Consider the following 11,189-nt stretch of genomic DNA (forward strand, 5'->3'; position numbering starts at 1 on the left):
CCAGAAATAGGCGGCCGCGCTCAACCAAGCGCGAGGGTGTTGAATTGCAGGATGGGCAGCAGGATCGACAGCACGATCACCGCCACCACACCGCCGAGCAGCACGATGATGGCCGGCTCCAGCAGGCTCATCGCCGCGGTGGTGAAGGAGGCGAACTCGCGCTCCAGATAATCGGCGGCACGTTCCAGCATCGGCGCCAGGCGCCCGCTGTTTTCGCCGCTGGAGGCCATGTACAGCAGCGTCGGTGGAAACACGCCGGCGCGCTTCATTGCCGCGGCCAGGCTGCCGCCCTCACGGATTGCCGTGACCATATTGTCGGTGGCCAGCCGCAAGGCGCGGTTGTCGACGGTGCGCGCGGCGATCATCAGGCCTTCCATCAACGGCAACCCGCTGTTGACCATGATCGCCAGCGTGCGTGCCATGCGTGCGGCATGCAGGTCGCGGATCAGCCGGCCGAGCAAGGGCGCACGCAGCACGGCGCGGTCGGCCGCCAGGCGCAGCTGCGGGCGCTTGAGCAGGCGCAATGCGGCGATCACCACAATGACCAGTGCCACCAGCAGCGGAATGCCTGCATGCAGCAGGAAGTTCGACACGCCGATCACCGCGCGCGTCAGCCATGGCAATGCGCGGCCCATCGAATCGAACTGGTCGACCACCTTGGGCACCACGAAGGTCATCAGCACGATGACCACCGCACCGGCGGTCAGGGCCAACGCAGCCGGATAGACCAGTGCAGACTGCAGCTTACTGCGCACCTGCGCCTGCCGCTCCAGCAGATCGGCCAGGCGCTCGAGCACCTGCGGCAACGCGCCGGCGCTTTCGCCGGCGGCCACCATCGCCCGATACAACGGCGGAAACGCACTGCCCTGGCGCGCCATCGCATCCGACAGGCGGAAGCCTTCGACCACCAGCCCATGCGTCTGGCTGGTGACCCGGCGCACGCCGCGACGCTCGGACTGCGTGCCGATGGTGCGCAGCGCTTCCTCCAGCGGAGCGATCTCCACCAGCGTGGCCAGCTGGCGGGTGAACAGCACCAGATCCTTGCCGCTGAAACGCGCCGGACGCACGCTGCTGGCAGCCACCGCCGCCTCCACGCGCACCGGCACCCACTGACGCTGCTCCAGTTGCGCGCGTGCACCCTGCGCCGAGTCGGCGGTGATCACGCCCTGGCGTCGATGCCCGTGCAGATCGAGCACGGTGTAGTCAAACCGCGGCATGCGCATCGTCCTGCTGGCGGGTCACCCGCAGCGCCTCTTCCAGTGTGGTGAGGCCTTGCAGCACCGCTGCACGCGCGGCATCGCCCAGGCGCGGTGCGCGTGCGAAGGCCACCGCCGCCAGGGCATCTTCATCGGCGTTGTCGCCGATCAGCCGACGCATCGCATCATCCACCGCAATGGCTTCGTAGACGCCCACGCGCCCGGCGTAACCGCTGTGATGGCAGGCCGCGCAGCCCACCGCGCCGTAGAGCGTTGCATCGGCCGGCGCCTCCAGCATCTGGCGGGTACCGGCATCCAGCGGGCGCGGGGCGCGGCACTGCGTGCACAGGCGCCGCACCAGCCGCTGGGCCAGGATCAGCCGCAGGCTCGATGCGAGCAGGAACGGTTCGATGCCCATGTCGCGCAGCCGCGTGACTGCGCCCACCGCATCGTTGGTGTGCACGGTGGACAGCACCAGGTGGCCGGTGAGGCTGGCCTGCACGGCGATCTGCGCGGTCTCGGTGTCGCGGATCTCGCCGATCATCACCACGTCAGGATCCTGGCGCAGGATGGCGCGCAAGCCGGCCGCGAAGGTCATGCCGACACGTGCATTGACTTGGGTCTGGCCGACGCCGTCGATGGCGTATTCCACCGGGTCCTCCACCGTGAGGATGTTGCGCGAGCCATCGTTGAGCAGGCTCAGCGCCGTATACAGCGTGGTGGTCTTGCCCGAGCCGGTCGGCCCGGTCACCAGCACGATGCCGTTGGGCACCTGCAGGGCGCGCTCCACCGTGTGCATCACCGCCGGCGGCATGCCCAACTGGGCCAGCGACAAGGTGCCCTGTTCCTTGTCCAGGATGCGCAGCACCACCCGCTCGCTGCTGCGCGTCGGCAGCGTGGACACACGCACGTCCAGTGCCTTGGCGCCCATCACCAGCGACACGCGGCCATCCTGCGGGATGCGTTTTTCGGCGATATCCAGCCGCGCCATCACCTTGACGCGCGACACCAGCAGCGGCGCGATGCGTCCGGGCAAGGTGGCCGCTTCGCGCATCACCCCGTCCACGCGCAGCCGCACGCGCAGCCGCGATTCGTAGGATTCCAGATGCACGTCCGAGGCACCCAGGCGCGCGGCCTCGGCGATGATGCCGTTGATCAGGCGGATGATCGGTGCATCGTCCTGGCTGTCGAGCAGATCGGCGGTGGGGATGTCGTCGATCAACGAATCCAGGCTGCCGTGCAGGTCCAGCGCCTCCACCTGCACGCCCTGCTCCATGCCGGCATCGGCGTAGATCTCCGACACATGCCGGTCGAACACCGACGGCGCCAGCGTGCGCACCTGCAACGGCATGCCTAGCGCACGCCGTAGCTCGATCAGCGCCTGCACATCGCCACCTTCGCGCAGGCCGATCTGCGCGGCGCTGTCGCTGCCGAGCAGCACCACGCCGTGGCGCTTGGCGAACGCATAGGAAATGCTGGCGCGCGCAGTGTTCATGGCATCAGCGCTGCGCGGGACGCGCACCGGGCGCAGGCGTTGTTGCCGGCGCCGGCACGGCTGGCGACGGCGCCCCCGGCAGCTGCGGCGGTTGTGCGCGCAGGTAGTTGCGCACCAGTGCATCGAGCGCGGCTTCCGGGTCGCCATCGGCCAGCTGGCGATCGCGCAGGTAGCTGTAGCGCGGTGCGGTCATGCGCTGCGCATCGGCCGCGTCGCGGATGATGGTCGGGCGGATGAACACCATCAGGTTGGTCTTGTCGCGGTTGCGCGACTTGTGCCGGAACAGCGCGCCCAGCCCGGGCACATCGCCCAGCAGCGGCACCTTCTCCACGGTCTGGCGGTCGTTCTGGTCGAGCAGGCCGCCAAGCGCGACGATGGCGCCGTTTTCCACCACCACGCGGGTTTCGATCTGGCGCTTGTTGAACACCAGCTCCGAGGACTGCGCGCTGACCGGCCCGGCAATGGCCGAGACTTCCTGCTTGATCGCCAGGGTGATGCCGCCGGCGGTATTGATCTGCGGGCGCACTTCCAGCTCCACGCCCACGTCCTGGCGCTGGATGGTGCGGAACGGGTTGTCGTTGGCCGCGCCCAGCACTTCGCCGGTGGTGATCGGCACTTCCTGGCCGACCAGGATGCGTGCCTGCTCGTTGTCCAGGGTCATGATCGACGGGGTGGACAACAGGTTGGAGCCGGTGTCGCTCTTGACCGCATCGATGATCATGCCGAACACTGCATCATTGCTCTGCCCGGCCAGCCCGATCAGGCCGCCGCTCAGGCCCAGCAGCGATTGCGCGGCCACATTGCGCGCCTGTTCCAGCACCGAGTCGTCGTCGCCGTTGTTGCTGCGCGTGCCGGCCGCCGCCGCAGCCAATGGCACGATGCCCGGCGACGCGCCGCTGTACTGCGTGGCGATCAACGGCACCGTGCCATTGCGCCCGGCCAACAGCAGCTGCACGCCCAGACGCTTGGCGGCGGTGTCGGAGATCTCCACCACGATCGCTTCGACCAGCACCTGCTCGCGATGCACGTCCAGCTGACGGATCACATCCATCAAGGCGCGCTGGGTTTCCGGGTCGGCATTGATGATCAAGGCGTTGGAGCCGGGGTAGCGCACGATCACCGGGCGCTTGCCGGCGGCCGGTGTGATCACCTGCGTCTGCGCGGCGCCCGCAGCAGCGGCGGCCACATCCACCGCGCTGGAGCGCGTGTCCTGCCCGGGCTGCGCCTCGTTGCCCGGGCTCTGCCCGACCAGTTGCTGCAACACCGGCAGCAATTGCTCGGCGCTGGCGTGTTGCAGCCGCACCACGCTGACATCGCCGCGACGTTCGGCGCGCCCATCCAGATCCACCGCAGTGCGCACCACGCGCTGCACCAGTGCCGGGTCGCCACGCACGATCAGCGAGTTGCTGCTGTCCACCGGCAACACCGACAGCACGTTGCTGCGTTCGCCGGCCTGCCCGAACAGCGAGGTCAGCGTGCGCGCCAGTTCCTGCGCGGAACTATTGCGCAAGCTCACCGTGTCGATTGCCGCGCGGTCGGTGTCGATCTGCGCGACCAGGCCACGCACACGGCGCAGGTTGTCGGCGTAGTCGGCAATCAGCAGGCTGTTGCCTTGCGGCATCGCCATGATCACGCCACCACGGCCGATCAGCGGCTTGAGAATCTCCGCAGCGCTGCGCGCGTCCACGCGTTGCAGGGTGAACACCTGCGTGGCGAACCCCAGGTTGCCGTTGGCGGCGCTGGCGGGCTGCTGCGCAGCGGTATCGTCGGGAATGATGCGATAGGTCGACGGCCCGCTGGACACCGCGATCAAGCCATTGGCACGCAAGACCGCCAGCAGCATGCCGAGCAGGTCCTGTTCCGACATCGCCTGCGCGCGCGCTACGTTGACCGTGCCCTGCACGCGCGTGTCCACGATGAAGGTGATGCCGGTGGCACGCGACACGTCCTGGATGAAGGCACGCAGGTCCACGTCCTGCAGGCGCACGGCCGGTGCGTCGGCGGCATGCAGCGACACCATCGGCACCGCCGGCAGTGCGAGCAACAAGGTGGCCGAAAGCAGCCATGCGGGGCGGGCAGCAGTCATTGCGGGCGCTTCAAGGTCATGGTGTGGGTCTGGCCATCGCGGCGGTAGGTCAGCGTGGCCGCCTGGCCATCGCGCAGTTCGTCCTGCAGCTCGCGCAGGTGTTCGGCATCGAGCGCGCGGCCATTGAGCTGGGTGAGCACATCGCCTGGGGCCAGGCCGGCCTGGCGCAGCAATGCGCCATCGCCGCGCGGCATCACGGTGAACCCGCTGCCGTCTTCGCTTGCACGCAGGCCGGCGGTGGTGAGCAGTTGTTGCGGGTCGACAGCCATTGCCGTGGCTGCGCCAGCCGCTGCGCCGACATTCGACATCACCGCAGGTGCGGCGCTGGTGGCTGCTGCCGCGCTCGTTGCTGGCGAGGGGGGTGCCGACGACGCTGTGGATTCCACCAAGGCCAGACGTCGCACGCCACCACCGGTACGCAGCAGCACGTGATCGCTCGCGATCGCCTGCACCGTCACGCCAGGCGCCACGCCATCGCCAATGCGATACGCGCCTTGTCGGCCATCGCCACTGCTCAGGAACGCGGCCGCTTGCGTGCCGCCTGTGCGGACACCATGCAACACGATGCCGTCGCTGCTGGCCTCCGGAACGCTGCGATGGAATACATCGCGGCGCAGTGCGGGCAGCTCCGCCTGTGCAGGCGTGGCGACCTGGGCGGTGCCGAGCGGCCCGATCGGGGTGATCACCACCCACAACACGCGCGCGCATTGCAGCGCCAGCAACGCGAGCAGCACGCAGGCCAGTGCGCTGCGGCCACGCGCCGACATCAGGGGTTTCAAGGAGGGCAAAACGCGCTGCAAAGCGGACATCCGTCTCAGGATTGCGGTCGGATGACAGAATGCGGCCGCAATGTGTCAGTTCGAAGAAAGTGATGACACAGGCCGACATACGGTGACACGGACCCAGATGCAAACGCCCGCCATGCGAGGCAGGGCGGGCGTTTGCGATACCGGCAGCGGGCGTCGGATCAGAAGCGCGCTGTCACACTCAGGTCATACGTCACGCCGGGCTGGTACTCGTACAGGTCCACCCGATTGCTGCCCAGGCTCTGATATTCCTGGTACTTGGTCTTGAGCAGGTTGCGTGCGGCGAAGTTCAACGACAGCGTATTGCCCGACCATACCAGGCCCTTCTTGATCACCAGATCCAGCGAGGTGCCGGGCTTGTCGATGTAATCCGGTTGCCCCGGCCGACCACGCGCGGACACCCGCTCGCCGACATAGTTGGCAATCAAGGTGGCCTGGCTGTGGGTGCTCTCGCTTTCCACACCGATCTGCAGGTTGGCGATGTCATCGGACTGCCCCTGCAAGGCCGAGCCATCGCGGATGAACAAGGTCGCCTGCACCGGTGCGGTGAAGCCGAACGGCTGCACGGTGTCGCCATCGCTGGCACTCACCTCCGACTTGGTGCGCGTGTAGTTGCCGGACACGAACACCCGCTTGTCGCCCCACCAGTCGGCCCCGATCGGCAGGTCCAGATACTTCTTGGCCTCCAGCTCGATGCCGTACAAGGTGGCCTCGGGTGCATTGATGAAGCTCTGCACGATGCCGCCGCCGGGTGCATCGTTGACGATGGCTTCGATCGGCTTGTCGATGCTCTTGTAGAACGCGCCGACGGTGAAATACTCGCCCGGCTCGAAGAACCACTCGTACCGCGCATCCAGGTTGACCAGCTCGCTATCGACCAGGAACGGGTTGCCGAAGAACTGGCGGTCGATATCCGGGTCCAGATACTGCTGCGGCGCCATCTCGCGGAACTGCGGGCGGGCAATGGTCTTGGACGCACCAAAGCGCAGCTGCTGGTTCTCGGCAAAATTCCAGGTCACCGTGGCCGATGGCAGCGCGTAGCTGTTTTCCAGCGGTGCCACGCTGTCCTGGCGCGCGCCGGTGAAGATGTCGTACGGATGCACCGCCTGCGTGGCGTCCTCGTAACGCACGCCGACGGTGGCGCGCAGGGTCGGCACGATCTCGCCCTCCATCTGCAGATACGCCGCCTTGACCTTCAGGGTCGCATCGTACGCGGCCGCACCAAAGCTGCCGGTGGTCTCGCGCAGGCGCAGCAGATCGTTGCTGAGGTTGTAATCGGAGATCAGGTAATCCACACGCTGGAACTGGTTGTAGAACGGCAGCGGGCCATCCAGCGCCAGGAAGCGGAACTCGCGGCTCCACGCGCTGCGGTCGTTGTCCAGATAGGCCAGACCGCCCTTGATGGTGACATCGTGCTCGATCGGCAAACGCCAGGTCACGTCCACCCCGCCGCTGGCCACGGTGTCGTCGACCTTGCTGAAGCGGGTGTAGTTCTGCACGCGCGAGGCATCGTGCGCCCAGTAGCCATCCAGCAGCTCGTAGCGAATGCCGGTTTCGTACGGCACATCGCGGCTGGCGTTGGCCACCGCTGCGCGCCATTCAATCTTCAAGTCGTCGTACTCGCCGAACGCGTGCGTGCCGCGTAGCTGGTTGTTGATCAGCTGGCGCTCGTACCACTCGGTGTTGTCGTCGCGCACATCGAAACCGGCCAGTTCGTCGCGGCCGGCGCGGCTGCGCGCGACCTTCAACGCATCGTGCACATACAAGGTGGTCCAGCCGATGGTGTGGCTGCCGTACTCCCAGCCCAGGCCCAGCATGCCGTTGGTGCGCACGTTGTTGCGGGTGGTGGCGAAGTCGTAGTTGGAATTGAACTCGACCGTATCGCCGACAAAGATGCCATCCTGCTGCTTGCCGGTGCGCGTGCGCCACTCGTTGTCGTAGCTGGCCACCGCGATGATGCCCAGCTTGGCCTCGCCCACGTCCATGCTGTAACCGGCGCTGCCGCCGACATTGACGTCCGGGGCGATGCTGTCCTTTTCCTGCAGCACGTACAGGTTGGCGTTGTTCAAGCTACGGCCGATGCTACGGATGTCCTCGCGCGAGAAACTGCCCAGGTCCACGCGCCGGCCGCTCTGGATCGCATCGCGCAACGCGCCGGGCTGCTTGCGGGTGCCATCGTCATAGCCCCACTCGTCATCGCCGGAGCCGTAGTAGGTCAGGCCTTTTTCGCCGGTGCTGACACTGTTGACGCCGCCGCCCACGGTCAGTGACAGGAACGGCTTGTCCGGCACCGCCATCGATTGCAGATCGATCACGCCGCCGCCGAATTCGCCCGGATAATCGGCCGAATAGGTTTTCTGCACGGTCACGCTGTCCAGCACATCGCTGGGAAACAGGTCCAGCGGCACCACCCGCTGCATCGGCTCGGGGCTGGGCAACGGCGAACCATTGAACAACGCCGAGGAATAACGCTCGCCCAGGCCGCGCACATACACATACTTGCCGCGCGACAGGCTCAGGCCGGTGACACGCGTCAGCGCCACCGCCGCGCTGCTGTCGCCGGTGCGCTCCATGTCCTCGCGGGTGACGAACGAGGCCACCTCCGAGGTCTGCAGCATCGGTTCGGGAATGTATTCGCCACGCACCACGACCTGGTCGAGTTGCTTGGGCGCACTGGTGGTGCTGCTGGTGCCAGTGGTGGAGCCGGCATCGGTGCTGGTCGACTGCGCCAGCGCAGCACCGGAAAACAGCAAGGTGGAAATGGAAAGAGACAGGCCCGTCCGCGAGAGACGGGCGACAGCGGAGGTTCGCATCGTGGGAGCCCTGGCAACTGAAAGATGAAGCTGGACGCATCACAAGGCAGCCGCGTGGGCTGCCTGGCGATGCTGTGCCTCAGCAGGGACGATCGGCGGTCAGGCCGCAGGTCCAGCCCTGCCACCAGGTGTCGTTGGCATCGCGCACGCCACCGATGTAGTTCACCTGCTGGAAGAAGCTGCTCACCCCGTTCAAGCCCTGGAAGGCCGGCACGGCGCTTTCGTTGGCGCCATTGACGAAGGTGTTCTGCAACGTGGATACGCCATTGGCGACATTGTTGGTGCCGGCCGCGAACTGGGTGGCCGCACGCGCATCGCTGCCGAAGGCGGTCGGGCAGGCGAAGAACACCGAGTTGAAGGTCCCGAGCGTGTCGGTATCGGCCAAGTTGAAGCACACCAGGCCATCACCGGTGCCACCGGCCGGACGCGTGACGACCGAGTTGTAGAACGCGGCCTGCGTGCCCTGGTTGAGCATGATCGCCGCACCGGCACGCGCATTGCCCACGTAGGTGAAGTTGGCCACCTTCGGACGCGAATACGGCTGGCGACGCAGGCTGCTCCACTCGTTCATGCGGTCGCCACCGCCGGCGCGCTGCACCACGATGCCGAACTGCAGGGCGCCGCTCCAGCCGGCATCGGTATCCAGCGAATCGTCGTCGGCGCCGGTGATCACGATGTGGCTGCCATTGACGGTGCCACCGAACCATTCGATCCCGTCGTCGGAGCTATTGTGGATCTGCACATGATCCAGGCGCGTGCCGCTGCCCACGCCGGCCAGGGTGATGCCCTGCAGCTCGTTGTTGGGCGAAATTTCGAACCCCGAATACATCACCCGCAGGTAGCGCAGGGAACCGCTGTTGTCGGTGGCGCTGTTACCGCCGTAGAAGGCGTTGGTGCCTTCCACCTGCGCCTGACATTCCGGCGTGCCGGAGACCGTGGTGCCCGGGCAGTTGTTGATGGCCGCGCGGCCCAGCACCACGATGCCGCCCCACAAGCCGATGGTGTTGGCGCTGACCTGGCCCTCCAGGGCCTGGCGTGCAGTGAACACGATCGGGGCAGTGGCGCTGCCTTCGGCAAAGATCTGCGAACCGCGGTTGACCACGATGTAGTCGCTACCGGCCGAACCGAACAAGGTCACGCCCGGTTCGATGGTCAGGATGCCCTGCGTGCTGCCGGCGGCCGGAGCGATGGCATTGCCGCCGCGGTCGGTGCCCACGTTGACGCGTCCGCTGATCGAATACGCCGTGCCCGCACGTGCCGGCACCACCAGATTGCCGTTGATGGTGTCCGGCAGCTGGCAGGCGCGCAGCGTGTTGTTGGCGATGGTGCCGACATTGGAAAAACCGGTCGGGCAATCGGCGGCCGGGCCGGTCGGTGCGGGAGCCGGCGTCGGTGCCGGCGTGGGCGCCGGAGTCGGTGCGGGAGCCGGCGTCGGTGCCGGCGGAAATGCGCCCTCGCCGGGCGAGGCGACACGATCTGCACCACCACCGCAGGCCGACAACGCCAGCGCGGTACCAAACGTCATGAGAAGTGTCTTGCTGCTATTGCGAACGGACATGCGGCTGATCTCCAGGTCAAAAAAGGTCCGGTATGAAGAGGAGTCGTCAAGAATTGGCTGCGTTCCGCCCACTGCAGTGGCGAGCACGTTCTAGATCCCCGTCACTTTTATAGGGGGTGTCTGTGTCATTTGTCTTACCACGACACAATTGACATATGCCTGCCACACAGTGACATGCACTGTAGCGGGATGACCTCGACCACCATCCCCGCCGCCCTGGGCGACTGGATCATTGCGCAGGCAATGGCCGGCCAGCCGCCCGAACAGGCGCTGCAGCCGCTCCTGGATCAAGGCTGGAGCGAACAGGACGCCATCGACGCAGTCGAAGCCCTGCTGCGTAACCACATCCAGCACCACGCGCAGACGCATGGCCTGCCGGTGCCGGTACGCGTGCCAGCGCTGCTGCAGGACAACGATGCCTCGCTGCTGGACCTGGGCGATCGCCAGGTACGCGTGCTGGTCAGCCTGTTGCTGCCGCGCGTGGTGGTGCTGGGCGATTTTCTGTCCGATGCCGAATGCGATGCATTGATTGCGCTGGCGCAGCCACGCCTGGTGCGTTCGCGCACCGTGGACAACGACAACGGCGCGCAGATCGTGCATGCCGCGCGCACCAGCCACAGCATGTGCCTGCAGCTGGGGCAGGACGCGCTATGCCAACGCGTCGAAGCACGCATCGCACGCCTGCTCGACTGGCCGGTCGACCACGGCGAAGGACTGCAAGTCTTGCGCTATGCCACCGGCGCCGAATATCAGCCGCACTACGATTACTTCGACCCTGCTGCCGCAGGCACACCGGTGTTGCTGCAGGCCGGCGGTCAGCGCGTCGCATCGTTGGTGATGTATCTCAACACGCCGGAACGCGGCGGCGCCACGCGCTTTCCCGATGCGCATCTGGACGTGGCCGCCGTCAAGGGCAACGCGGTGTTCTTCAGCTACGACCGCCCGCATCCGATGACACGCAGCCTGCACGCCGGCGCGCCGGTACTGGCCGGCGAAAAGTGGGTCGCGACCAAGTGGCTGCGCGAGCGTGCAGTCCGCCTGCCCGGCTGAGAGCTGCGCCACAGACGTACGTAATCGCCCGGTCGTCGATGATCGTGATGCAACCGGATTATCCCCATGCAGATCCACTCAGATACACGACGTACAACGCAGCCGAGATCTGCAACGGCATGGTTCTTCAGTCGCGATCGGATGTTTGAATCAAAAGCACGGTGAGTCGAGGGCGCGGCGCCCTC

Annotated in this window: 7 protein-coding genes; 1 reads left to right on the forward strand and 6 read right to left on the reverse strand. The window is 66.6% G+C overall.

The features are described 5' to 3' along the window. Window positions 1–20: 20 nt before the first annotated feature. From gspF to EO139_RS11115, 6 genes are all read right to left on the reverse strand, one after another. Window positions 21–1,217: a type II secretion system inner membrane protein GspF gene (gene gspF / locus EO139_RS11090; protein WP_126970614.1), complete on the reverse strand. Its 1,197-nt coding sequence runs from the start codon at window positions 1,215–1,217 to the stop codon at window positions 21–23. After that, window positions 1,204–2,691 carry a type II secretion system ATPase GspE gene (gene gspE / locus EO139_RS11095; RefSeq protein WP_126970616.1) on the reverse strand — a complete coding sequence of 496 codons (1,488 nt, stop codon included), beginning with the start codon at window positions 2,689–2,691 and terminating at the stop codon, window positions 1,204–1,206. Before gspE ends, gspF begins: the two co-directional genes overlap by 14 nt. Before the next feature lie 4 nt (window positions 2,692–2,695). After that, window positions 2,696–4,777: a type II secretion system secretin GspD gene (gspD, locus tag EO139_RS11100; protein ID WP_126970618.1), complete on the reverse strand. Its 2,082-nt coding sequence runs from the start codon at window positions 4,775–4,777 to the stop codon at window positions 2,696–2,698. Beyond that, window positions 4,774–5,586, reverse strand: a complete 813-nt coding sequence (locus EO139_RS11105) for a type II secretion system protein N (RefSeq protein WP_126970620.1) — start codon at window positions 5,584–5,586, stop codon at window positions 4,774–4,776. Before EO139_RS11105 ends, gspD begins: the two co-directional genes overlap by 4 nt. A gap of 158 nt (window positions 5,587–5,744) precedes the next feature. Continuing rightward, a complete protein-coding gene (locus EO139_RS11110) occupies window positions 5,745–8,396 on the reverse strand; it encodes a TonB-dependent receptor (RefSeq protein ID WP_126970622.1) in 2,652 nt (883 codons plus the stop codon). A gap of 79 nt (window positions 8,397–8,475) precedes the next feature. Further along, complete coding sequence (locus EO139_RS11115) at window positions 8,476–9,954, reverse strand: hypothetical protein (RefSeq protein WP_104649732.1); 1,479 nt, start codon at window positions 9,952–9,954, stop codon at window positions 8,476–8,478. Window positions 9,955–10,143: 189 nt separating this feature from the next. Here EO139_RS11115 and EO139_RS11120 point away from each other — a divergent pair, with 189 nt between their 5' ends. After that, complete coding sequence (locus EO139_RS11120) at window positions 10,144–11,004, forward strand: 2OG-Fe(II) oxygenase (RefSeq protein WP_126970624.1); 861 nt, start codon at window positions 10,144–10,146, stop codon at window positions 11,002–11,004. Window positions 11,005–11,189 lie beyond the last annotated feature (185 nt).

It is taken from the genome of Xanthomonas sp. BRIP62411 (assembly GCF_003993525.1).
Lineage (GTDB): Bacteria > Pseudomonadota > Gammaproteobacteria > Xanthomonadales > Xanthomonadaceae > Xanthomonas > Xanthomonas euroxanthea.

Bases quoted from the DNA above. Each gene is read 5' to 3' on its own strand.
- gspF (WP_126970614.1), bottom strand. From the start codon at position 1,217: ATGCCGCGGTTTGACTACACCGTGCTCGATCTGCACGGGCATCGACGC.
- gspE (WP_126970616.1), bottom strand. From the start codon at position 2,691: ATGAACACTGCGCGCGCCAGCATTTCCTATGCGTTCGCCAAGCGCCAC.
- gspD (WP_126970618.1), bottom strand. From the start codon at position 4,777: ATGACTGCTGCCCGCCCCGCATGGCTGCTTTCGGCCACCTTGTTGCTC.
- EO139_RS11105 (WP_126970620.1), bottom strand. From the start codon at position 5,586: ATGTCCGCTTTGCAGCGCGTTTTGCCCTCCTTGAAACCCCTGATGTCG.
- EO139_RS11110 (WP_126970622.1), bottom strand. From the start codon at position 8,396: ATGCGAACCTCCGCTGTCGCCCGTCTCTCGCGGACGGGCCTGTCTCTT.
- EO139_RS11115 (WP_104649732.1), bottom strand. From the start codon at position 9,954: ATGTCCGTTCGCAATAGCAGCAAGACACTTCTCATGACGTTTGGTACC.
- EO139_RS11120 (WP_126970624.1), top strand. From the start codon at position 10,144: ATGACCTCGACCACCATCCCCGCCGCCCTGGGCGACTGGATCATTGCG.